The organism is Paenibacillus sp. FSL R7-0189 (assembly GCF_037969925.1).
GTDB classification, from domain to species: domain Bacteria; phylum Bacillota; class Bacilli; order Paenibacillales; family Paenibacillaceae; genus Paenibacillus_AQ; species Paenibacillus_AQ odorifer.
Map to the genome: position 1 here is coordinate 3,578,400 of NZ_CP150223.1, position 23,117 is coordinate 3,601,516.

The window sequence follows — 23,117 nt, forward strand, 5'->3', positions numbered from 1 at the left end:
TTACGGACCCAGATGGCGTTATTTGCAGGTTTGTCGTTTTTTAAGGCTGGTTTAGGACTCTAGTGAAGCAATTGTATAGAAATAGAGCATTATTGAGTTCTTTTCATGCCAATAGCTGCTACGGAGTCCGTTAATAATCTAAAAGTGTGATAATGCGGCGAATAGGAGCAACTGTGTCCGATAGCGCTAATGTCTAAACATCCGCTGCAGATTCGGTTTTGTCCGATACTGTCCTAACCTAATCGCCCTGCCGCGGACACAATCTGCGTTCGTTACCGCCACAGATTGTGTCCGCGGCAGCTGGCTATGCGCAATGTATCTAAGCTGAAGTTTGGTGGGGAGTACATTTGTCCTGTTTTCAGAACGACAGGAGACAATTGCCGTTACCCTGTGCGTTGTAGTACATAAACTGTGATGTAACCCTCAGCCTGAAGAATTGGCTCTGTAAGGAAGGTGGATGAGCATGAAGCCCAAACGAACTTCTGCCCGCCGCACAGGACGGCGGGTCTCTCGGATGAAGCGGCGGACTTCACGCCCAGTGCGGCAAGTCGCTGTAGTCCCTATAGTTAACCATCCTAATCCCTATGTTTCGGTTATTATTCCAGCCATGAATGAAGCTCAGACCATTGCGGGAGTGATATCTGGAGCCAGAGGGGTCCATCCGCGCTGCGAGGTAATTGTGGTCGTGAATGGATCCACTGATCAAACGGCAGGGATTGCACAATCGCTAGGTGCGCGTGTTATTTCCTATGAGTTGCCGCTTGGACACGACGCTGGCCGTAGTGTGGGAGCTGAGGCAGCCAAGGGAGAAATCCTATTGTTTACAGATGGAGATTTGGTGATACCTGCTTCGGGGCTGCGTCCTTACGTCACTGCTGTTAGTGGTGGAGTGGACATAGCGCTTAATGATTATTCCGGTCCGGTCCGGAAGCTGTCCCCCCATCCGGTGGTGCTGTCTAAACATGCACTGAATATTCTGCTTGGCCGTCCAGATCTGAAGGGATGTTCGATGACGGCAGTTCCGCACGCAATCAGCCGCAGAGCACTTGATATTTTAGGGAGCGATTCATTATCACGTCCTCCACTGGCGCATGCCCAGGCAATTCTTAGTGGACTGCATGTGGTAGCCGCTCACAAAGTACCTGTAGGGAAATTGAATGCGGTAAGGCGCAAGGAAGACGGCAAAGATCCATTGCAGCAGTTGATTACAGCGGATCATATGGAGGCTGTATCCCTGTTGCTGGAACATCGGGGGATCAGAGCGGGCTTTGGCGACGGAGCCCGGCGCAGAGAGATGGTGAGATGATGGTTGCAACTTTACGAGGCACAGCAGCTCGAACGGCAAAGAAACGCCCAATCCGTCACAGGTCAGCCAATCGCTCTGTAAAAGGCAACGCTGCTACTCGCCCGCTTCTGTCTCGGCAATCGAAGGCAGGCAAGGAGACTCTGAAGTTACCGAAGTTACGCGGGACTTTGTCAGTCATTATCTCCGCGCGTAATGAGGAGCAGACCTTGTCACGTCTGCTGCATCAGGTTGCACGGCTTGAACCTGCAGAAATTATCGTCGTACTTAATGGCTGCAGTGATAACTCTTTTCCTATTTCTAGACAACATCGTCAAGCCATTGTAGTACACTGCCCAGAGTCTGTCGGACATGATGTGGGTCGGGCTATCGGTGCGAAGCTGAGTCGCGGGGATATATTGCTTTTTCTGGATGGAGATATGGTCATTCCGGCCTCTCAGCTCGTTTCATTCACGGCGGCTGTAGATCGTGGGATTGATGTAGCTCTTAATGATTTAGACTCACTGATGCCTTCTTTTGGATTATGTGATGATGTCACCCGCAGCAAACTGTTTCTGAATTATGCTCTGGATAGGTACGATCTCGGGGTTAGCTCTATGACAGCTGTTCCTCATGCGCTTTCGCGGCATGCGCTTGAGACCATAGGCTACCGTGAATTAATGGTTCCACCTAAAGCCCAAGCTCGTTCTGTATTAGAAAAGTTACGGGTGGAGAAGGCTGGGACGGTAAATGTTATTAAACATAATCGGCTGCGCAAGGCAAATACAGGGGTTGGAAATGCTGTGGAAAAACTGATCATAGGAGATCATGCTGAGGCCCTACATGAGGTTCTTTCGCGGCGAAAAGCTGGCGGTCTGCTAAGTAGTGAGACTCAGCGCGAGTACCGCAGACAGGTAGCCGCTTGGAGGAATCGCATATGACGCTGACGAGTATTATTATTCCAACCTACAATGCGCTGCCCTTGCTGCGGGCCTGTGTGGAATCTATTCTTGCCTACACTCCGCCGCCTTATGAGATTATCGTAGTGGACAATGCTTCAACGGACGGAACAGACACTTATTGCCGTGCGAATCATATAACGTTTATTTCATTGCCTGACAATCGCGGCTTTCCAGCTGCATGCAATATGGGGCTACAGCTAGCTTCAGGTGATGAATTACTGCTGCTGAATAACGATGTAGTGGTATCTCAAGGATGGTTAACTAATCTGAAGAGAGCTCTATATAGTGCTCCTGATGTTGGTATTGTTGGGCCAGTCACAAACTATGCTAGTGGACGTCAACAGGTGAAGACTGATTATGAAGGTCTGATAGATTTTCATCAGGCTGCTGAGAGGGCGAACCTTCCAAATCCCCAGAAATGGTTGGAGACGAGACGGCTGGTAGGATTATGTTTTTTATTCAAAAGAGAGCTGCTTACTTCCGTAGGTCTACTGGATGAGAGATTCTCACCTGGACATTACGAAGATGATGATTATTGTTACCGTACCAGGATAAAGGGATATCGGTTGCTTATCGCCGGGGATTGCTTGGTGCACCATGAAGGAAGTGCAAGTTTCAAGCAAGTTTACAATACCGGACTGCAAGAACTGGTGGAACGAAATCGCAAGATTTTTATAGATAAATGGAATGTAGACCCTATAAATTTCATATGAAGTGCAGATCCGAAGGCAAAGGACGTAGATAAAGAGGAGGAAAGTAAGTGAAAGGAGTCATACTGGCGGGCGGAACAGGATCTAGACTTCAACCGCTGACCCGGCTTATGAACAAACATTTGCTTCCGGTCGGCAAATATCCTATGGTCTGTTACGGCATAGACCGGCTTCGCCGGGCAGGAATTACCGACATTCTTCTGGTTATTAGCAAGCAGTCTGCTGGCCTGTACACAGATTTTTTAGGTAGCGGTGCTGCATTTGGTGTATCTCTGACCTATAAAATTCAGGAAGCTGCCGGAGGCATTGCCGAGGCGCTTGATTTAGCAGAAGGGTTCATTTTCCCGGGGGAACGATTTGTTGTATTGCTCGGGGATAATCTTTTTATGGATGATCTGAAGCCTTATGTGGAGAGTTATCTCCGTCAGCCAGCGGGCACAGCAAAGGTGTTGCTGAAGCCGGTGGAGGACGCGCGCAGATACGGTGTACCTGTGTTTGATAGTCAAGATGCGGCATGGATTGCTTATATCGAAGAAAAGCCGGAGCATCCGAAGACCAATTATTGTGTAACTGGTATTTATATGTACGATGAAGCTGTATTTGATATCATCCGGCGGGTATTACCTTCCAAAAGGGGGGAGCTGGAGATTACTGATGTAAATAATATATACGCCGCTGATCGCAGACTTAGTTATGATGTGCTTAAGGATTGGTGGAGTGATGCGGGGACGTTCCAGTCTTTGCACGAGGCGGGGGAAAAGTTAAAGGATGCACTGCCATAAGGCAGTGCTTTTTTTGATGTAATCTTGCTATAGATAGCCGCAAGGGCTTTGAAATCACGCGTTACTCAGAGGGCTCGGGGGTTGGAAATTCTCCACCAGATTAAATCCTCAGTTTCTTTGTATCTCTCAGAGCCTAGACGCTCCAATACTTTGTGGGAGGCTGTATTATCTTTTTCAGTGTCAGCGATTACATAGACAGCTTGGGGATGGGAGAAAATCCATGCAGTAATTGTGCGTAGTGCCTCTGTTGCATACCCTTTTCTTCTATATTTCTCATCAATCCCATATCCTATAATAACCTCGCCTTTCTCATTCGGGTAACCTTTAAGGATAATGAATCCTATAATACATTGATCTTCCCGATGGACGATGGCCCAGTTCGTTAACCATAGGTAATGGTCGGGGTCCTGCTGCACCTTTTTTAGCCTGATCTGCATAGCATATTGCATTTCATCATCAAGCGCCGCACTGATGGCAGCTAAGCCTAATTGTTGCTGTAGCTCCGAATAGTTATCTATTGCTAGTGAGAGTTCTGGGGCAGTTAAAGGTATTAGATCGATCCGCTGGCTTTCAAGCTTCATATATTCCCCACCAATCATTGGTAAACTCAGGATTGCGCATTTCACATTTTAATCCTTTTAAATGTACTTAGCAATAACGTAATCTTTATGTCATCCAGTCACTTATAGAGCCTTAACTTGTCGAGGATCCCCGGCACCGTAACGGCTCCTGCCGCATATGCTGTAGCAGGGCGTTTGAGCAAAGGAGACATGAAGGTGCAGAGTAAAATAACTAAAGTCCTGCAGCACATGGCCCATACGCATGAACAGATGGCGCGGATTCTAGACGCTGAGCGCCATGTGGCTGTCCGTATGTCGCAAATTGTCCACGATCTGCCAGATGCGGAGCCTGATTTTGATGGGATCAGCGGGATGATCGAAAGCTCAACTCAGGTAAACAAGAATATTATTGCTTACTTGAATGCACTTGCAGATCTGGAAGAAGCGATGGCTGATGGGGTAGGCAGAGTGATTAAGGAATTGAACGGTCAAGAAGAAGAGTAACGCTATAGGAGCGGGAGGCGGAAGATGAGCAGAGAAAAGGCTTATCTGCAAATGCTGGAGTCCACCGCCGCCATCCAGTGGAACGTTGCGTTGATTCTGGAAGCTAAGGCGGTTGAAGCTGAAAAGGTAAAGCAGTGGGCACAGCATCATATCCACGCTAGAGCCTTTGATTCCCACAGTGAGCAACTGAAGGAGTCCCTCTCTATTCACGAGGTCATCGTGGAGATGGTCGAAGGGCTGACCAAACTGGAGAACGGACTCTACAGCAATTTAAAAGCAGTGCTGGGCAGTGGTGAAGACGATGGTGGCGGGGAAGGTTTTGGAGACATGTCAGGTGATGGCTTTAGTTTTGGAGAAGACAGCAAATGAGCGGGGACCGTCTCTCTGAACATGCCGTCAAGCTGGAGATGATTCGCTCCATTTCGCGCAGTCAGGCTGCTTTGGCGGCCATCTTGGAGAGCATCGCCGAATTGACGGAGCAATCTGAGTTGACGGCCCGCAAATTGAGCGACAATATCAGGATTTTAAGTGGGTATCAGAGTGCGATGTGCCGGATGATGTCCGGGATTTCACTACATCGTCCTAAACGGGGAATTCCTGCTGCGCCATGGCTGAGTAAGGCATACGCCGTAGGAACCTCCAGAGAACATGGAGCACAGGAGGAGTAGAAGCATGAAGAAGAAAAGCCGCAGAACGCTACGTTCAGGCAGAACCCGTAGACGCACATTGCTGCTCTCGCGGAAAGCAAAAGTTCGTAAAGGGCTAGCCCGTAAAACCCGCAGAGTTCTTGCCCGGAAAACTGTTCGTTATGGGAAGTCGAAAAAAGGCCTATTGCTACGCAAGAAAAGAAGACTTCGTCGTAAGCTTGTTCGTAAAGTAAGGGTTTCACAGCCACCGGTGCTTGTGGTACCCGTGAGCGAGGCTCCGCCTGCTCCACAGGTAATTCCGCTCCCCCCGGAGCTGGGCGTTTCGCCGGAAACGCCCCCGGCAGATGCCTTTCAACAGGGCTACACCGAAGCATACAACGTGGGGTTCGACGCCGGTTTCGCCAAGGGCTTCGAGGACGGGCATAAGCTGGAATTCAGCTAGGGGACACAGATGACAAGATCCGCTCCGCCCGTGAGCGGGTCTTGGGGTTTTCGTGCGGACTGGTTTGCTGCGCTGCCGATGTGATAAACTTCATAATGAAAGTGAAAATAATATGAGGTTAAGATGAAGGCAGGGATGATTCATGGATACTGAGATTCGCAGAGCACGCAAAGATGAGATTGATGAAATTATGGAGTTGATTGCCAAATGCGTACAGGTGATGCAAGCAGGTGGCAGCGATCAGTGGGACGAGCATTATCCGAACCGGGAGATCATCTCCCTTGATATTGAACGTGGCAATCTATGGGTATGTGAGGAGAACAATGCGGTGGCCGGCATTCTAGTGTTGGACGAGCACCAATCCGAGCAGTATGGGAAGATTGACTGGACAGAAACGCAAGGGCCTCATTTAATTATGCATAGATTGGCTGTGCATCCTGAAGTTCAAGGAAAGGGAATTGCACGCCGTCTTAGCACTTATGCAGAAGAATATGCTCGCCAGAATGGTTATTCAAGTATCCGTCTGGACACATATGCTAAGAACACTGGGGCACTCGCCCTATATCCCAAGCTGGGTTATGACCTCAGGGGTGAGGTAACTTTTCCAGGGCGTACCGCTAATTTTCCGGTGTTCGAGAAGGTTCTAGAAAAACACGGGAATTCGGAAGCTTAACATAGCGAGAGAACCAGAGGATATCTCATGAGCCATCTAATGGCTACTGAGATATCCTCTTTTTGTGGAAATAACACCGTTTTCTAAACAAAAACTTTGTTTGATTAGGTAGCAATTTGCGCTTACGGAAACCCTGCTCAAAAGGCGATAAGTGTGCAAATAGCGTCATTGGAGTCCGAAAGCATCAGTGGCTGAGTGTGACTCGACAGTAACGACCCAGCAGACCTTAAATGCGGAATTTCCCCACACTTGGAATGCTATCGGACTCCAGAGCAGCTATTGGTATAAAACACACTGCATATGGGCCTGTAACGAGGGAATAGCGCCACTGGAGTCCGAAATCTTGCTCAAAAGGCGATAAATGTGCAAATAGCGTCATCTGGGTCCGAAAGCATCAGTGACTGATTGTGACTCGACAGTAACGGACCCAGCAGACCTTAAATGCGGAATTTCCCCACATTTGGAATGCTATCGGACTCTAGAGCAGCTATTGGTATAAAACACACTGCATATGGGCCTGTAACGAGGGAATAGCGCCACTGGAGTCCGAAATCTTGCTCAAAAGGCGATAAATGTGCAAATAGCGTCATCTGGGTCCGAAAGCATCAGTGGCTGAGTGTGACTCGACAGTAACGGACCCAGATGACCTTAAACGTGGCATTTCACCACATTTGGAATGCTATCGGACTCCAGAGCAGCTATTGGTATAAAACACACTGCATTTGGACCTGTAACGAGGAAATAGCGCCACTGGAGTCCGAAATCTTGCTCAAAAGGCGATAAATGTGCAAATAGCGTCATCTGGGTCCGAAAGTACTTGGGAGGATTATGACTCGCCTGTGGTGTGGACGTAGCGAGAGCAGTAGAAGCAGAAGCAGAAGCAGAAGCAGAAGCAGAAGCAGAAGCAGAAGCAGAAGCAGAAGCAGAAGCAGAAGCAGAAGCAGAAGCAGAAGAAGAAGCAGAAGCAGAAGCAGAAGCAGAAGCAGAAGCAGAAGCAGAAGCAGAAGCAGAAGCAGAAGCAGAAGCTCCAGACGTAGCAGTGGAATAGGCACAAGGGGAACGCAGAAGTGCGGAAGTAGGAGTAGTGTAGTAGCCGTAGTGTAGTAGCCGTAGTGTAGTAGCCGTAGCAGTGCTGAAGTAGCAGTTGAGTAGCAGTAGGGAAGGCATAGGTTCAAAAGATGAATAGAGCTAGACGTACACTTTCGGGCTCTAACCAGTCCACCATACCGCGCTATATGCGCACAGCGGTTTACCACAAGGCGTTAGAGTAAGCAGAGATTGTCCGAAATGGCTGATCTAATCATTCGAAATGGCCGACCTAATCGTCCGAAACGACTGTCTCTTAAGCCATGAAATAGCTCTCGGATAGCTTATTTTCCATGTTTTCCTGACAGTAAGTCTGACACGATGCACAGCGTAGCATAATCGAAAATATTTTAACGTAAGAATTCGTGATCATAAAACGAATTAATGTTATTTTTCATAACGCAAAACGCTGAATTCCTTTTATAAATCACTATTTAAAATACATAATCGATATTGTGTGTCATGTATATTGACATGTAACCTGTCTTTAGATTATTATTGGACTATTCAAATTACAAATGAATAGATCTTTTTTCGTATATCCTTAATAATTGGTTTAAGGGTCTCTACCGGGAACCGTAAATTTCTGGCTACGAAAATATGCTCAGGCATATTTTTGTGGCCTTTTTGCTTTACAGGCGTGAAGTTGTGCTGGAATTAACTCAATGAGGGGGAGAAGGGCTATGGGAAATATTTTGATCAAAAATGCCGAAATCATTACGATGAACAAGCAAGAGGAAATTTTACACGGGGATGTCCGGATTAAGGATGATCTCATCGTTGAAATCGGCACTGGCCTGATCCCGCAGGGTGACGAGAAGATCATTGATGCTACGAACCGTACATTAATTCCGGGTTTTATCCAAACTCATATTCATCTATGCCAGACGTTATTCCGTGGTAAAGGGGACGATCTGGAGCTGATGGATTGGCTGCGCAAACGAATCTGGCCATTAGAGGCCGCGCATGATGAAGAATCCCTATATTATTCGGCTATGCTTGGCATCGGCGAACTGATCACCAGCGGCACGACGACGATTGTGGATATGGAGACTGTCCATCATACGGATTTTGCGTTTCAGGCTATAGCTAAAAGTGGAATCCGGGCCTTGTCCGGCAAGGTGATGATGGATCAAAAAGGGGGAGATGTGCCTGAGGCGCTGCAGGAGGATACCGCATCTTCTTTGCAGGAAAGTGTCGATTTACTGGAAAAATGGAATGGTTATGGAAACGGCCGGATTCAGTATGCATTTTCTCCACGTTTTGTGATTTCCTGTACAGAGCCTTTATTAACCGAGGTGCGGGATCTGTCCGCAAGATACGATGTGAAGGTGCATACTCATGCGTCTGAGAATTTAGGGGAAATTGAGATTGTGCAGGCCATGACTGGCATGCGTAACATCGTCTATCTGGATCATCTAGGATTAGCCAATGAACGGCTTATACTGGCGCATTGCGTGTGGCTGGATGCTGAGGAGCGGCGGATTTTGCGGGATCGAGGGGTGCATGTAAGTCATTGCCCGGGTTCCAATCTGAAATTGGCCTCCGGAATTGCGGACACACCAGGGATGCTTCATGAGCATGTTTCTCTTAGTCTGGGAGCGGATGGCGCTCCATGCAATAACAATCTGGATATGTTTAATGAGATGCGATTGGCGGCGATTATTCAAAAGCCTCATCACGGACCCACAACCATGGATGCCCGCAGTGTATTCCGTATGGCTACTATTGGTGGGGCGAAGGCCGTAGGGATGGAGGATAAGATCGGGAGTATCGAGGTAGGCAAAAAAGCAGATCTAGTGCTCCTGAATCTCTACAATTTTCATACCTTCCCCTCTTACGACGTAGATCCCATCTCTAGAATTGTATATTCCGCTACGCGGGCAGATGTGGAGACAACGATAATCGACGGGGAGATCGTGATGGAAAGAGGTTTGCTAAAGACTGTGGATAAAGAAATTGTACTAAATGAAGCTAACCGTTCTATTAAAAGATTACTTACGCATACCTCGATCGTTTGAGGAGAGAGGGCGATTCGGATATCTTTATTTGCAGGGGATCACTGGACCCCCTGTTTTTTTATGAGAAAATATGAACATAAGGGAACTAAAGTGCCTTTTATGAGGTCGTATTAAGTGAGGTGAAGCTAATTGGAACTGGAAGGTCTTCAGCATAGCGAGACGATGAATGAACAGCAATTAAGAGAAATCATGAGCCGTTACGGAGAGGATATATGGAATTATATCTATTATCTTACCAAAAATTCTGAACAGGCCGATGATCTGGCCCAAGAAGTATTCATTAAATGTTATTACCGGATTGGCACGTACCGGGGGAATTCTTCATTTAAAGCATGGTTGCTTACGATTGCCAGGAATACTGTTTTTTCGCACCGGAAATCGCGCTTTTTTCGTTCGGGCTTATGGGGTGGTGTACAGCCATTGTCCACGGTTGATGTGGAGCAGCGGGAAAAAACTATTGAACCTCTTGGTATAGCCCGATCTGCGGAGATGGAGTATTTGGGTAATCAGTCCATTGGTGAGATATGGGATTTAATTATGGCATTGTCTCCCAAGCTGCGCGAAGTATTGGTCCTGGATTTGAAATATGAGCTCTCTATAAAAGAAATAGCTGAACTGATGAACTTGAGTCATGGAACGGTAAAATCAAGATTGCACCGAGCGCGGCAAAAAATTCAGAACAAATTAAAGGGGGTAGAATGATGGAGGATCATCAACCGGAATGGTATGCTCAGGCCCGAAAAGGACCTTTTGGAAATGAAAAGTTTACTATGAGGCATGCAGACAACGTCATTCGCCGAATTCAAGAAGATCAACAAGGAACGAAATCTTTTTCAGGAAAAAGACTATCTGTGCAAATGTGGGCTGTGGCAAGTTTTATTGTACTGTTGGGCTTAGGCATATTCTTTCTGAACGGAAGGTTCCTTGGTAATGAATCAAGCAACCCTGCGCAAACTGAGGTTTCGTCGCATTTCACGGAGGCTGAGCTACAGCGGAACGCAGATCAGGTGATGCAGAGTTTACTTGGAAAGACTTATCCGCTAGATCACCGGGAATGGCTTAAGGAGCAACAGCAGATATTTTACTCTTACCAGAAAGATGAGGACTCCGCATATATCTGGATCGATTATGAGACAGGAGAACTGGTGCAAACGAAGATGAGCGCGATGCTGACAACTGCAGAGATCGACGCTGAAATGAAAACCCGTGCGGAAGAGATCAAGGGCAAACTGGGTTATGCGAATGATTCAGCTTATGATGTGCTCAGATATGTTGAATATGATGCTACACAACATTCTAGCGTGAAAATTGAAAATAACTTTAGGGCGGAGAAATGGCGTATCGGATTTGTAAATGGTGAATTCGATTACGCATCAGCCACGCTTGAGGCCTCGGCGGTATCAGAAGAGACGCGTCAAGCTGGGGAAGAGGCATTGAAGGTGTTGAGAGGTAACGGAGGTGATGAAGAGCTTAGTTTAGTATTTCGGGCTATGGACAAGGATCAGGATAGACTTACGCTGCAATACGGATCAAAGGTTTCGGTTACGCTCGATACTGTTACTAGAAGGATTGGGCAGATTAGTGATACAAATCCTCGTGCTAGTGATAAAACAGATCCCAAACAACTAACGGTATTAGACCGTGAGCTGTCTCTAATTGATGGGGATCGTCTACGTGAGAAGGCCGCGCCTCTGCTGACTAAGATATTTAGCGTTGCTGATGTGGGCGAATATAGCTTGCTTAAAAGAGATCAGGAGCCCGGGAATCTCACCTTTCATAAGCTTGGCAGTCCTGAGATCACTGTATATTATGATAGTGATTTAACGATCTGGAAGGTGAAAGAGGATTCGCCAGCAAGCCAGTCTTAGATTGAAGGGCATAACATAATAGGCTTAAATAGGGAGGCTCCACAGCCGAAAAGGCGTGGGGTTTCCCTATTTGTAGTGGGAGCGAACGGTGCACATTTTTGATAAAAAAAGTAAGTATTGTTATACTAGAACAATCTGATATTTTACAGAAAAGATGAATAGATTTCATAATCAGAACAAATGAAAAGGTAAGAGGGGATTAAAACGTGAAAAAGCACGGGCCGAATCGAGCTCAGTTCTATATTGTTGTCCTGCTGCTATGGTTGAAGCTGCTCCTGCTGAGAGTGCTGTTCTTTGATAGAATTGCTTGGGAGTGGATTGCAGCAGATGTTGCTCCAGTCCTCTTCATCATGGGGATTCTGACGGTCATTACTCCTTCGCGGGTGAGAACAGCCGTCTATTGGACATTTAACGGGATATTATCGCTGCTGCTGTTCGCAGCCAGTGTATATTTCAATCACTTTGGTTCTGTTCCGACGTATCTGGCTTTATATGAACTGAATCAGGTATTTCAAGTGAAGGCAAGCGTAGAATCAACGATACAGACTATTGATTATTTATTTTTCGCTGATCTTGTGATCATGGTGATCTATGTCTTGATCCGCAGATGGAAGCATGGAAAAGCCTATCCGCATGAGCGTGAGCGATTCAGCTCCCGGAACACACGATTGGCACATATGATGGTGATTCTGGTGGCTATTCTTGGAGGTTTTGCTTTTTCGGCCAATTCTGTCAATTCTGCGCGGGGAATTACAAATGAACTTGTGCAGGCAGAAAGTGCCGGATTCCTGAATTATGAGGTCGTTGCCGCAATCAAGGTCAAGGAAGATAACAATCTCATTGGAACCGGAGATATTAAGGATACAATCGCAAAGATTGATGAGCTGCAAGCTTCCTATCCTTATAGTAGTAAAGCCGCGGGCACAGCACCTGAGTATTTCGGCTCGCAAAAGGGCAAAAATGTAATTGTCATTCAAATGGAAGCTTTTCAAAACTTCCCGTTGCATCAATCCCTGAAGGGTCAAGAGCTGACTCCAGTGTTGAACAAGTTGGCAGATGAGGGATTTTACTTCCCCCATGTCTACCAGCAGATTGGTCCGGGCAATACTTCTGACGCTGAATTTATGAGCAACACGTCGATTTATCCAATCGGGACGTTGGCAATGTCCACTGGATTCGGGGACAGAGAACTGCCGAGCCTACCACGTCTGCTGAGAGATAAAGGATATGAGGCGTACACCTTTCACGTGAATCAAGTAGGCTTTTGGAATCGGAACGAGCTATATCCAGCGCTTGGCTTTAACGGTTATTATGACAAAGATTATTTTACTAATGATCATTTTAATGCGTTTGGTGCTTCCGATGAACAGCTTTATATTACGGGTGTCGAGAAAATGGCAGAATTGCAGAAGAAAGGAACTCCTTTCTACGCACAAATGGTGACGGCGTCCAGCCATCATCCCTTCCAAATTCCGGACTCTTTTAAGAAGATCTCAGTGCCTGATGAGTTAAAAAACACGATGCTTGGCGATTATTTGACTGCTATTAACTATACTGATTATGCCATTGGAACTTTAATAGAGGGTTTGAAGAAAAACGGAATGTGGGATAACACTGTGCTGGTGATGTATGGCGATCATTTTGGCTTGCAGCCGCAGGATGTTCCACCGGAGCAAGTGGAAAGTGCACTGGGGATTCCATACGATTCCCGGATCAGTCGCTTTAATATTCCATTGATTGTACATGTACCAGGAATGGAGCAAGGGAAGGTAGTAGAGCGAACAGGTGGACAGTTGGATATTCTTCCTACAATAGCTAACCTATTGGGGGTTTCTTTAAAGGAAGAAGGTTATACAGCATTTGGCCATGATCTCTTGAACATTGATCGTAATGTGTTAGGGATGCGGTATTATTTACCTTCCGGTTCTTTTTTTAATGATGATATTCTCTATGTGCCTGGTAAAGATTTTGCTGATGGTGAAGCTGTGTCGCTGGATACGCTTAAGCCAGTATCGGATTTTACAAAATATCAGACTGATTATGATTATATTTTGAAGCTAATGAATTTGTCCGACGAATATGTGAAGCTGTTACCACAGAGATAGGGGGAATCATGAAAAAGTTCTGGAAACCGGAGTATCTCGTAGGCCTTGCCGGCTGCGGTATCATTATTTATTTGCTATTCGTAGGGCCATTTATTGGTGTTGCCGATAATGGAGATTTTCTGCGTATGATGAATACCATCGGTCTGAACTACTACGATACTGCTGCATCGTATGCCGATCAGTTTTTCAGCTTTAGCCATTCTCGTTTTGCGTATGAGGATTTGTTTAGGGGCTTTTATCCTTCCTCACAGATTTTTATAGTGCTTGTGCCGAGGTTGATCGGCGGGCTCATCCATGGCAGCTTTTTTGATGTCCGTTTGCTGGGTGCAGTTTATGGGCTTCTTTTACTGGCGGCAACTTGGCTGCTGGTGAAGTATAATGCTCGTGGCTCTTATGTTACAGGACTGCTGCTGGGTGCAGCTATCTTATTTGTATTTTATGATATCGGGTATGTGGCCTATTTCAACTCCTTGTTTGGAGAACCGGTGTCGATGGTGTTTATGTTGCTGACATTTGCATTAGGATTAAGATTAACTAGCCAAGAGAAGCCAACCACTAAAGGCTTAACTTTGTTTTTTATCGCGATTCTGTTTCTGGTCACCTCCAAAATCCAGAATGCACCGATTGGGATTGCCTTTGCTCTGATTTTCTTGCGGTTTATGATGCTTGACGGAGAGGGCAAATGGAGGAAGCTGGCTTTACGTTTTTCGATTGCCATCTTTCTTGTATCCATCGTTTTGTATGTGGCAGCGCCAAAAGATCTGAAGCATATTAATCTGTATCAAACGGTGTTTTTTGGGATTTTAAACGAATCGCCGGATGTGAAGGGAGACTTGCAGGATCTCGGATTGCCGGAGCGGCTGGAGGTACTGGCGGGTACAAATTATTTTCAGACCGATACAGTGATTAAGCAGGATGATCCTTCGCTGGTTCCGGACTTCTATGACCGTGTATCTCATAAAGATGTATTGTTCTTCTATCTGAAGCATCCGGACCGGTTGATAGATAATATGAAATATGCTGCGAGTAACAGCATGGCGATTCGCCCGTATTATCTAGGAAACTATGAGAAAAGCGAGAATAAACCAGCAGGTGCATTATCCTATACTTACAGTGCATGGAGCCAATTCAAAAACAAACATATTCCGCACACGCTCGGATTTCTCTCCATATTCTATCTGGTGTATTTTGCGGGAGCTTTGTTCCAGTATTTCCGCAGCAGGGATATTCGTGGCAAAGTTGCCGGCGAGCTGCTGATGCTGCTAGGGCTAATAGGGATTTTCTCCTTCTTGGTTCCGATTCTTGGGGACGGAAGGGCTGACATCGGTAAGCATTTATTCTTGTTTAATGTGTGCTTCGATATGATGGTTGTAGTCATGTTTGGATGGATTGTTCACAAGCTGACGGGGATTGCGAGACGCTAATTTCAAGAACCTATCAAACACAAAATAACACAAAGCAAACAGCAAGTTTCCGATTTGGAGACCTGCTGTTTTTTTTAAAATATGGCTATGTTAAACTTTGTTGTTGATATTTCATAATTACGAACAAGTGTTCTATAATAAGGGCGATATAACTGTTCGGAGATGATTTGCCTATGGATTTAAAGGAACTGAAAAAGCTTGCTGATACGTTGGACGATAATGGTAAGCGAGAACTTATCTACTTTTTGCAGTCCCGAACCAAGGGAGTGGCACTTCCAGTTCGAGCGATTGATGAAATTCAAGAGCAGAAGCATAAAGATGGACTTGTTTGCCCGCATTGCAAAAACCATTCTGTTGTTCGATTTGGAAAGTAGGCTGTAAGAACACGCACTGGAGAGGTTAAACGTCAACGTTACCGTTGTAAGTCCTGTCGCCAAACATTCAATGACCTTACGAACACCCCTCTGCAACGAATGAGGCGACCTCATATGTGGGTTCGGTTTATCGAATGCATGATTGAGGGCTTTTCTCTGAGAAAATGTGCAGAGCAGTTAAACGATGAAGTCACGCATGTCACCTTGTTTTACTGGCGGCATAAGATTCTTTCCGCTCTGAAGCAGATTCCAACCGAAGCATTTCAAGATATTGTTGAAATGGACGAGACCTACTTTCTTTACTCGGAAAAGGGCAAGCGGAATATTACCGAACGCAAGCCACGTAAACGTGGCGGCAAAGCGAAATATCGTGGTATAAGCCACGATCAAGTGTGCGTGCTGGTTGCCCGTGACCGTCAGAAAATGACTTACTCTGGCGTACTTGGGCGTGGACGTATTCGGATTACAAAATTAGACGAAGCGATTGGTGGTCATCTATCTGACTCAAACGTGTTATGCACTGATTCATGGAGGGCATTTAGCTCCTATGCGAATTCAAAAGGCATGACTCATTACCGATTCAAGACCGACGGAAAACAACGTGTGAAAGGCGTGTACCATATCCAAAACGTAAACAGCTACCACAGCCGCTTGAAGAAATGGATGGATCGCTTCAATGGTGTTGCAACAAAGTATTTGCAGAATTACTTGGCGTGGTTTCGTTACTTAGACAGCAAGGAATATGAAAATACCGCATCGAATAAGAAAAATATGTTGGTCAAATCGTGCCTGTTTACTGTGACCGACACGAACACCAAACTTCGGCTTTCTGCTTATTCTTGTTAAGCTAACGGGCAGTTATGCGTAACTTTTAGGGAATGTAAACATCTAAATAACGTAAGGAACGAGGAGGCAGACAATTCATGGGAGGAACGAATGTATGGGATGCGGAGTGGGAGGTTAACGAAGAGCAGGCGCGGACGCTGATCGGCAGACAATTCCCTCAGCTGTCATCGAAGCAAGTGAAGCGATTGGGCTGGGGCTGGGACAATACGGTTTTTCTCATCGGTGACGAGTACGTGTTCCGGTTTCCAAGAAGAACGATTGCAGTTGGCTCGATTCGTATGGAAGGGAAGCTGCTGCCAAAGCTGGAGGCATATATAACCATCCCCTATCCGAAACCGTTGTTTTATGGCGAAGCAAGTGACGAATACCCGGCACCATTTCTTGGCTATGCCTACGTGCTAGGAGATTTCCCAATCGGTTTGACGGAAGAACGCCGGGCTTTATCGGCAGAGACGCTGGCGAAATTTTTGCGGAGATTGCATGAGTTTCCGGTGCAGGCGGCGCTGAAGTGCGGAGTTCAGCAAGATCATCGAAACTTGACGGACATAGCATCGCGCAAAGTGAAATTGGCGGGCTTTCTATCGAAGGTGGTTGAACACTTGTCGCCGGAGGAGTCCGGTGTGATCGAAGCGTATATTAGCGGGCTGCAAAAGGACCGTGTCGAGGCGGTGAATGCACTGCTACATGGCGATCTTCATTTCAAAAATATGCTTGTGAATGAGAACGGGATCGTTTCCGGCATCATTGATTGGGGCGATCTGAGCGTAGGCCATCCGGCTTGCGATTTGAGCGTTGCTTATAGCTTTTTACCACCTTACGCTCGCGGCGTGTTTTTCGAAACGTACGGAGGAGCGGACGAGGAAACGAAGCTGCTGGCGCGGCTAATCGCGGTATACATCCCCATACTGATCTTAATGCAAGCGGTCGATGACGGGAATGAAGCAATTGCGGCAGAGGCGAAATCCAACATCATGCGGGCACTGTCGGATTAGGCTTATTATTTCGTTGCGGCTATGGGGCTATGGCTATCGGCACCATTTTGTCGTTTAAAGGCCGCGATAAGGTACGATCCGCCTTCTCTGATGCCGCTTTATGTTGAGGAACACGAAATTCAACAGAGTAAGTCGTTGCGCTAACGGGACACGATAGCTAGCAATAAACCGCCTTTTCAACGAAGGCGGTTTTCTTATGGTCAAATATCAAACATAGCCAAAAATATAAGAATTTATATGTTCCATGTTGTAAATATCCTTATATTTCTCGCTTAAACGCTTACCGTCCTTATAGGGACGTCGAAGGCGGTTATGCTTGTTCATCTTCAAATAACTCACGCAGCATCCCTTGACGATCGTTCATAAACGCTTTGGTCACGGTATAATGTTCAGTTTCCTCTAAGGCAACGGATCGTATTCCCTCTCCCTCCAAGAGAAAAATTTCAGCACCGGGATAGGACATCAGAATGGGGGAATGCGTTGCGATAATGAACTGTGAATCCTGCCCGACCAGCTCATGCATACGCACCAGCAGAGACATTTGACGTAAGGGGGAAAGCGCTGCTTCAGGCTCGTCGAGGATATAAAGACCGCGGCCGCCGAAACGGTGAACGAATGTAGCTAAAAAAGACTCTCCGTGGGATTGCTCATGCAGAGATTTGCCTCCGTAGGAGTCTTTGATCGGTGGGCCACCGGGTTGTTCATCCAACTCATCAATATAAGAAGCCACATTATAGTAACTCTCCGCACGTAGAAAAAAGCCATCCTTCGGCCGTCTAACCCCTCTAGCAATTCTAAAATACTCATAAAGATTCGAATGCGAGGAACGAGTGTTAAAAGAAAAGTTTAGCGTTCCACCCTCAGGGTTAAAGCCCCAAGCAGCAGCAATTCCCTCTAACAAGGTTGATTTGCCCGTGCCGTTCTCTCCAACAAGAAAGGTCACTGGTTTTTGAAAAGTCAGGCGATCCAGCGTTCGAACAGCAGGCAGATGAAAAGGATAGGTTTGAAAGGATGGCACCAGATCACGCAGCAGCTCCGCGTGTCGCAAATACAACGTGGTGTTATTCATAGTTCCCCCCTTGTGAATTTCAAAAAGTAATCATCTTCGGACAGATTGGACAGAGATGACAAGTTTAGTGCCTCTAGCTAGACCTTTATAGTATAACAGCATCCAGCGAGTGGATGAAATCTGACGGGGTTCGGGCAAGCCGGGCAAAAGACAGGGTACATCTGCCAATTTAGTTCTAGTAATGACAGATGTCCATGAGGCGAGTGCTGACTCCGCATATAGTTATACTGTCTTGAGAATACAACGGGGCAGGGTGAAGGCCGTGAAAGCGAAAAGGAGAAAACACAAGCGTCCGCGAGATTATCGCGACGGTTATCACGAAGGATATCGTCTTGGCATGTGTGAGGCTGTGCAGCGTCGGAGTACTGTAGAGGTCGAAGCCTGTCGGCCATTTAAGCTAATGTATGTTCCTCAAGGGTTCCATGCAATCGATACTGGGGTAATTGAGGCGCTTCAGCAGCTTGTAAGTGAGCTTGTGATAAGCACTCCAGAAACTATGCTGGAGACCGCAGCTCGGGAGATGCCCGGGGCAGTGCTGGTTATGAATGGACTGCATGTTTTTCCGGAAAATCATTTAGAACAGATTACAGAAATCAGAAAGCTGGGCATTCGGACTGCGATCTGGTTTGTGGATGATCCTTATTTTACAGAGGATACTTCAGTGATTTGCCGGCATTATGATCACGTCTTTACGCATGAGCTCGGTTGTGTGGAGTTTTATCAATCCTTTGGAGTTCCATCCGTTCATTATTTACCGCTTTGCGTCAATCCAAAGATGTTCTATCCGCGCCGTACGGCACCGCAGTATAAGTACGACATTGTGTTTATTGGCAATGCATTTCATAATCGGACAGCGCTGTTTGATGAACTTGCCCCCTATTTAAAGGATAAGAAGGTGCTGATCGCTGGCGGCTTCTGGGAACGGCTTGCGACTTATGACCAGCTTGCCCCTTTTATTAGCAATGGCTTTATCCCACCTGAGGAAACTGCGAACTATTACAGTGGTGCAAAGCTAGTCATTAATATTCACCGTCCGTGGGAGGAGGGGCAGGATAACCGGAATAGCTTCCGTTTACCATCACGCTCTATCAACCCACGTACTTATGAGATCAGTGCCTGCGGTACTATGCAGCTTACGGATGTTCGTGAGGATCTGGGCAATTATTATCGGCCAGGTTATGACTTGGATACTTTTGGCTCTGCTAAGGAATTGCAGGAGAAGATTGAGTACTATCTGAAGCATGAAAAAGAGCGCCGAATTTACGCTTTACGGGGACTACAGACAACCATGCGGAACCATACATTCACTGCGCGTTTGCCTCATTTGCTGAATGTGATTGCTTCAAGTGTATGAAATCTATAACGGGATAAAGGAGCGAGGATGATGATAAACAACAATGAATTTATTATGCCTGCACCACCGCTACCACTGACACCTCCAGAGGAAGAAAAGCTTCGTGGTCGTCTGAGTGGTTTTAAGGGCGGATATGATGAGGGATATTTACGGGGACGGCTTGCGATTTTAGATGGTCGGCCAGAAGAAGTATTTCCTGTACGGAATATTCATGTAATGTATGTGGCTTCTGGTAAAGGATATCCCTACTCTCCATTAGACGATGCAGTCCTCTACGCGCTGCAAAAATTAACCACACAAGTCACGATAACAGATGTGCGTCAAAACTTAGTGGAGTTAGCCGCCGCTCAAAGACCGGATCTGGTACTTGTGCTGGATGGTATGGATTTACCGCTTGAGCAGATCTCCGTTCTTCGGGCTAGCGGGATTAAGACAGCCATTTGGCTTACAGATGATCCTTATTACACTGATTTTACAGTTAAAATTGTGGCGCATTACGATTTTGTGTTCACGCTTGAGCGTAATTGTATTGATTTTTATAAGGGACTTGGCTGCCCTGAAGTTCATTATCTTCCTTTTGCCGCTCACCGCGAGCATTACCGTCCAACTACAACACGTTCACCATTGAATCGCGAAGTTAGTTTTATTGGCTCTGCCTATTGGAACCGGGTTAATTTCTTCCGTGAGATTCTTCCGGATTTGATGAACTATAACACGGTGATTAACGGCATCTGGTGGGACCGTCTGCCTGAGGCGGCACTCTATGGAGATCGAATTGAGATTGGTAAGTGGATGTCACCACAGGAAACAGCGGTAGCTTACAGCGGATCCAAAATCGTCATTAACCTCCACCGCTCGCACATTGATGAAGTAGTGAACAACAATACGCTTTCGATTCCGGCGGTATCTCCTAATCCGCGTACTTTTGAAATCGCGGCTACGGGTACGCTGCAATTAGTAGATGCCAGAGATGATATGGGATCTTTCTACAAACCTGGCGAAGAAATTGAGACTTTTGCAAGCCCTCAAGAAATGATGGATAAAATCCGTTTTTACCTGACTCATGAGGAAGAACGCCGTGCGATTGCCCTGCGCGCTTTTGAACGGACGCTTAAAGATCACACCTACACCAAACGTATACACCAGCTGTTAACAGTAATTTATGGCTAGGTCATATGCCCGGAAATGGAACGGAAATGTGCGCTTACCAGGGGACAGGTGTCGTGCCGGCATCTGTTTTTCCTCGATATACTGTAGAACCGAACCTCAGCTTATGCCTGTGGCCTGATGAAAAGAAGCAACGTCTGGAGCGGGCTTGTATAGCGGAGCGGAAGCGACTGGCTAGATTCGAGAGCAGAGTGGAAGTGAAGGGGCGAAGCTCGGGAGCGAAGTGAAATTGACTGACGAGATTCTAGAGCTAAGCGGAAGCGATGTTGCGAGTCACAGGAGCGACCATTTTCAAAGAGAGTTTTACTGCGAAGGATAGAACTTAGCGCAAAGTTTGTAAATTTTTTAAGGAGGTGAATGGCTGCTCCAGGCCCCTCGTTAGGGAGCGCCGAAACGCCATGGCTGACAAAGCTACAATCGTCCTCTTTTCACATGTATCCAATACACGCAGTATTACGGGAGCGGAGAAGCTATTGTTGTTTTTCGCTCAGGAGCTTTCTCCGTACTTTAATTGTATTCTCGTTGCGCCTCAGGACGGCAAGCTGACTTCTCAGGCTCGAAGCTGTGGAATAAGTGTACAGTTGCTTTCGATTCCTCTTTTATATGGAATGTACACTCCTTATGCAGGGTTGGAGGCAGATGCTCGGAAATTCCAGGAAAGCAGGGAGTATCACGAATTAACAGACTGGCTGAATTCCCTGCGCCCGGCGTTTGTTATTACAAGTACCTGTGTGCATGCTCTGCCAGCAATGGCTGCAAAGTCACTGGGCATTCCGGTGATATGGAAAATATCAGAGACGATAACAGACAATGAATATACACCTATTAGTGTAGGGCTGATTCATCGGAATAGTGATGAGATACTAGCTATTTCACAAACAGCTGCAGCTTGCTTTCCAGAGGACGTGAGAGCGGAAAAAGTGATCCAGCTGCCTCCCTCTTGGAATGATAAAGAGATGATGATTGAGGCTTGGAGTAAGCTTCGGAGCGAACGGCGGCGGGAATTGCGGGTTAAACCGCATGAACAGCTGATCGGCTATATTTCTTCTTTTATCAACAAGGAAAAAGGTCTAGAACATTTTGTGAAAATGGCTGTGCTTGTGCACGCGGTTCATCCAACCTCGAAATTTGTTGTCATTGGGTCAGCTGGCGATAAAAGCTATTATGAGCGCTGTGTCCGCAAGGTGAAGCTTGAGGGACTGTACACCCGGTTTAAATTTGTTGGTTATGCTGAATGTCTTCCATCTGCCTATTGCGCCATGGATGTGCTAGTGGTTCCTAGTCTGATCCGCGAAGGCTTCGGCATGACTGCTCTGGAAGGAATGGCTTTTGGAAAGCCCGTGGTCGCTTACGACTCTGGGGGCTTGCGAGAAATTCTGCACGCAGCGGGCTGTGGCGAAAATCTCGTGCCAGCATCGGACATTTCCGCGCTGGCAGAAAGAGTCAACGTCATGCTGGCGCAGCCAGGAATGGCGTTAACTATAGGCAGTCAAGCGCGGGAGCGCGTCGACGCCGTCTATGGTCCGGCGGCTTATCGGAGCCGCCTGCAGGGTCTTGCGGAGATGTGGAACCTCCGCTATTGCAGCGCACCCGCGGTGCGCGAGGCTGACAGCGTGGTGGTGGTGGAACCACCCGCTGTCCAGCCTGACTTACCCGCAGCGTCGCCGGCTTTGCCGCCGCGAAGCAAGGGCCTGCCGAGCCGCGTCGCCCGCAAGCGGCGCGGCAAAGCCCGGACGCGCCGGCGAAGCGGGCGCCCGTTGGTTTTGCGCCGCGTTGCTCGCAAGCGGCGTAAAGGTTCTGCCCGGCGGCGCAGCACCGCCGGGGGCAAGCGCCGCCGGGCCCGCCGCGGTGGACGGCGGCGCGCGGCGTAAATGCCTCGATTGCAGCGAAGTGGCAAGCTGAGTACAAAGAGAGATAAAAATGCTCTTCATTGAGCTCAATCCAGCAACTTGAGCCAAATGAACGGTACATTTCCCGCTAAAAGAGCTCAATCCAGCAACCAGAGCGCAATGAACGGTATAAGTCCCGCAAAATGAGCTCAATCCAGCAACTTGAGCGCAATGAGCGGTAAAAATCCCGCAAAATGAGCTCAATCCAGCAACCAGAGCAAAATGAACGGTAAAAATCCCGCAAAAAGAGCTCAATCCAGCAACCTGAGCCAAATGAACGGTATAATTCCCGCTAAATGAGCTCAATCCAGCAACCAGAGCGCAATGAACGGTATAATTCCCGCTAAATGAGCTCAATCC

At 47.0% G+C, this 23,117-nt stretch carries 22 protein-coding genes, 1 pseudogene and 1 riboswitch; of the genes and pseudogenes, 21 read left to right on the plus strand and 2 right to left on the minus strand.

Annotated elements, in window-relative coordinates; all coding sequences use genetic code 11:
• Positions 1-463: 463 nt before the first annotated feature.
• The 4 genes from MKY63_RS15545 to MKY63_RS15560 are packed head-to-tail and all read left to right on the plus strand — an operon-like array spanning position 464 to position 3,736.
• Positions 464-1,306, plus strand: coding sequence for a glycosyltransferase (locus MKY63_RS15545; protein ID WP_305953534.1), 843 nt, complete (start codon positions 464-466; stop codon positions 1,304-1,306).
• Positions 1,303-2,223 carry a glycosyltransferase gene (locus tag MKY63_RS15550; RefSeq protein WP_094903705.1) on the plus strand — a complete coding sequence of 307 codons (921 nt, stop codon included), beginning with the start codon at positions 1,303-1,305 and terminating at the stop codon, positions 2,221-2,223. Before MKY63_RS15545 ends, MKY63_RS15550 begins: the two co-directional genes overlap by 4 nt.
• Positions 2,220-2,957, plus strand: coding sequence for a glycosyltransferase family 2 protein (locus MKY63_RS15555; RefSeq protein WP_036679731.1), 738 nt, complete (start codon positions 2,220-2,222; stop codon positions 2,955-2,957). The genes MKY63_RS15550 and MKY63_RS15555 overlap by 4 nt, the downstream gene beginning before the upstream one ends.
• Before the next feature lie 47 nt (positions 2,958-3,004).
• Positions 3,005-3,736 carry a sugar phosphate nucleotidyltransferase gene (locus MKY63_RS15560; RefSeq protein ID WP_036679730.1) on the plus strand — a complete coding sequence of 244 codons (732 nt, stop codon included), beginning with the start codon at positions 3,005-3,007 and terminating at the stop codon, positions 3,734-3,736.
• A gap of 65 nt (positions 3,737-3,801) precedes the next feature.
• Here MKY63_RS15560 and MKY63_RS15565 read toward each other — a convergent pair whose 3' ends face one another.
• On the minus strand, positions 3,802-4,317 hold the full coding sequence (locus tag MKY63_RS15565) for a GNAT family N-acetyltransferase (protein ID WP_036679727.1): 516 nt from the start codon (positions 4,315-4,317) through the stop codon (positions 3,802-3,804).
• 195 nt (positions 4,318-4,512) lie between these two features.
• On the opposite strand from MKY63_RS15565, the gene MKY63_RS15570 reads away from it, so the two are divergent.
• From MKY63_RS15570 to MKY63_RS15630, 13 genes and pseudogenes are all read left to right on the plus strand, one after another.
• Entirely contained in the window at positions 4,513-4,800 is a 288-nt protein-coding gene (locus MKY63_RS15570; RefSeq protein WP_036679726.1) for a hypothetical protein, read from the plus strand.
• Between the two features lie 24 nt (positions 4,801-4,824).
• Positions 4,825-5,169, plus strand: a complete 345-nt coding sequence (locus MKY63_RS15575) for a hypothetical protein (protein WP_036679724.1) — start codon at positions 4,825-4,827, stop codon at positions 5,167-5,169.
• Complete coding sequence (locus MKY63_RS15580) at positions 5,166-5,468, plus strand: hypothetical protein (RefSeq protein WP_051491084.1); 303 nt, start codon at positions 5,166-5,168, stop codon at positions 5,466-5,468. Before MKY63_RS15575 ends, MKY63_RS15580 begins: the two co-directional genes overlap by 4 nt.
• A 4-nt stretch (positions 5,469-5,472) precedes the next feature.
• The gene (locus tag MKY63_RS15585) at positions 5,473-5,889 is read left to right on the plus strand and encodes a hypothetical protein (RefSeq protein ID WP_339809266.1); all 417 of its coding nucleotides are present in this window, start codon (positions 5,473-5,475) and stop codon (positions 5,887-5,889) included.
• Positions 5,890-6,031: 142 nt separating this feature from the next.
• Positions 6,032-6,562: a GNAT family N-acetyltransferase gene (locus MKY63_RS15590; protein WP_094903703.1), complete on the plus strand. Its 531-nt coding sequence runs from the start codon at positions 6,032-6,034 to the stop codon at positions 6,560-6,562.
• A gap of 844 nt (positions 6,563-7,406) precedes the next feature.
• A complete protein-coding gene (locus tag MKY63_RS15595) occupies positions 7,407-7,610 on the plus strand; it encodes a hypothetical protein (RefSeq protein WP_339809267.1) in 204 nt (67 codons plus the stop codon).
• Between the two features lie 552 nt (positions 7,611-8,162).
• A riboswitch (purine riboswitch) is annotated at positions 8,163-8,261 on the plus strand.
• Between the two features lie 70 nt (positions 8,262-8,331).
• Positions 8,332-9,669: a 5'-deoxyadenosine deaminase gene (locus tag MKY63_RS15600; protein ID WP_036679719.1), complete on the plus strand. Its 1,338-nt coding sequence runs from the start codon at positions 8,332-8,334 to the stop codon at positions 9,667-9,669.
• A 129-nt stretch (positions 9,670-9,798) separates the two neighbouring features.
• Entirely contained in the window at positions 9,799-10,371 is a 573-nt protein-coding gene (locus MKY63_RS15605; RefSeq protein WP_076100935.1) for an RNA polymerase sigma factor, read from the plus strand.
• Complete coding sequence (locus MKY63_RS15610) at positions 10,368-11,537, plus strand: hypothetical protein (RefSeq protein WP_143758685.1); 1,170 nt, start codon at positions 10,368-10,370, stop codon at positions 11,535-11,537. Before MKY63_RS15605 ends, MKY63_RS15610 begins: the two co-directional genes overlap by 4 nt.
• Positions 11,538-11,743: 206 nt before the next feature.
• A complete protein-coding gene (locus MKY63_RS15615) occupies positions 11,744-13,642 on the plus strand; it encodes an LTA synthase family protein (protein WP_076100932.1) in 1,899 nt (632 codons plus the stop codon).
• A gap of 8 nt (positions 13,643-13,650) precedes the next feature.
• Entirely contained in the window at positions 13,651-15,066 is a 1,416-nt protein-coding gene (locus MKY63_RS15620; RefSeq protein WP_076100930.1) for a hypothetical protein, read from the plus strand.
• Between the two features lie 287 nt (positions 15,067-15,353).
• Positions 15,354-16,286: pseudogene (locus MKY63_RS15625) on the plus strand (IS1595 family transposase); the annotation flags it as partial.
• Between the two features lie 77 nt (positions 16,287-16,363).
• Positions 16,364-17,278 carry a phosphotransferase gene (locus tag MKY63_RS15630; protein WP_339809270.1) on the plus strand — a complete coding sequence of 305 codons (915 nt, stop codon included), beginning with the start codon at positions 16,364-16,366 and terminating at the stop codon, positions 17,276-17,278.
• Positions 17,279-17,588: 310 nt separating this feature from the next.
• On the opposite strand, the gene MKY63_RS15635 is transcribed toward MKY63_RS15630, so the two are convergent.
• Positions 17,589-18,347 (minus strand): AAA family ATPase, encoded by a 759-nt coding sequence (locus MKY63_RS15635; protein ID WP_038573143.1) that lies wholly within the window; start codon positions 18,345-18,347, stop codon positions 17,589-17,591.
• A 253-nt stretch (positions 18,348-18,600) separates the two neighbouring features.
• On the opposite strand from MKY63_RS15635, the gene MKY63_RS15640 reads away from it, so the two are divergent.
• The 4 genes from MKY63_RS15640 (at position 18,601) to MKY63_RS15655 (ending at position 22,739) form a co-directional block, all read left to right on the plus strand.
• Positions 18,601-19,701: a DUF3880 domain-containing protein gene (locus MKY63_RS15640; RefSeq protein WP_076098583.1), complete on the plus strand. Its 1,101-nt coding sequence runs from the start codon at positions 18,601-18,603 to the stop codon at positions 19,699-19,701.
• Positions 19,702-19,755: 54 nt separating this feature from the next.
• Positions 19,756-20,871 carry a glycosyltransferase gene (locus tag MKY63_RS15645; RefSeq protein WP_076187192.1) on the plus strand — a complete coding sequence of 372 codons (1,116 nt, stop codon included), beginning with the start codon at positions 19,756-19,758 and terminating at the stop codon, positions 20,869-20,871.
• Between the two features lie 53 nt (positions 20,872-20,924).
• Positions 20,925-21,095: a hypothetical protein gene (locus tag MKY63_RS15650; protein ID WP_178420205.1), complete on the plus strand. Its 171-nt coding sequence runs from the start codon at positions 20,925-20,927 to the stop codon at positions 21,093-21,095.
• A gap of 171 nt (positions 21,096-21,266) precedes the next feature.
• On the plus strand, positions 21,267-22,739 hold the full coding sequence (locus MKY63_RS15655; protein ID WP_076098585.1) for a glycosyltransferase: 1,473 nt from the start codon (positions 21,267-21,269) through the stop codon (positions 22,737-22,739).
• Positions 22,740-23,117: the final 378 nt, after the last annotated feature.

Bases quoted from the DNA above. Each gene is read 5' to 3' on its own strand.
- MKY63_RS15645 (WP_076187192.1), top strand. From the start codon at position 19,756: ATGCCTGCACCACCGCTACCACTGACACCTCCAGAGGAAGAAAAGCTT.
- MKY63_RS15630 (WP_339809270.1), top strand. From the start codon at position 16,364: ATGGGAGGAACGAATGTATGGGATGCGGAGTGGGAGGTTAACGAAGAG.
- MKY63_RS15590 (WP_094903703.1), top strand. From the start codon at position 6,032: ATGGATACTGAGATTCGCAGAGCACGCAAAGATGAGATTGATGAAATT.
- MKY63_RS15585 (WP_339809266.1), top strand. From the start codon at position 5,473: ATGAAGAAGAAAAGCCGCAGAACGCTACGTTCAGGCAGAACCCGTAGA.
- MKY63_RS15655 (WP_076098585.1), top strand. From the start codon at position 21,267: ATGGCTGACAAAGCTACAATCGTCCTCTTTTCACATGTATCCAATACA.
- MKY63_RS15565 (WP_036679727.1), bottom strand. From the start codon at position 4,317: ATGAAGCTTGAAAGCCAGCGGATCGATCTAATACCTTTAACTGCCCCA.
- MKY63_RS15575 (WP_036679724.1), top strand. From the start codon at position 4,825: ATGAGCAGAGAAAAGGCTTATCTGCAAATGCTGGAGTCCACCGCCGCC.
- MKY63_RS15550 (WP_094903705.1), top strand. From the start codon at position 1,303: ATGATGGTTGCAACTTTACGAGGCACAGCAGCTCGAACGGCAAAGAAA.
- MKY63_RS15635 (WP_038573143.1), bottom strand. From the start codon at position 18,347: ATGAATAACACCACGTTGTATTTGCGACACGCGGAGCTGCTGCGTGAT.
- MKY63_RS15545 (WP_305953534.1), top strand. From the start codon at position 464: ATGAAGCCCAAACGAACTTCTGCCCGCCGCACAGGACGGCGGGTCTCT.
- MKY63_RS15620 (WP_076100930.1), top strand. From the start codon at position 13,651: ATGAAAAAGTTCTGGAAACCGGAGTATCTCGTAGGCCTTGCCGGCTGC.
- MKY63_RS15580 (WP_051491084.1), top strand. From the start codon at position 5,166: ATGAGCGGGGACCGTCTCTCTGAACATGCCGTCAAGCTGGAGATGATT.
- MKY63_RS15610 (WP_143758685.1), top strand. From the start codon at position 10,368: ATGATGGAGGATCATCAACCGGAATGGTATGCTCAGGCCCGAAAAGGA.
- MKY63_RS15555 (WP_036679731.1), top strand. From the start codon at position 2,220: ATGACGCTGACGAGTATTATTATTCCAACCTACAATGCGCTGCCCTTG.
- MKY63_RS15600 (WP_036679719.1), top strand. From the start codon at position 8,332: ATGGGAAATATTTTGATCAAAAATGCCGAAATCATTACGATGAACAAG.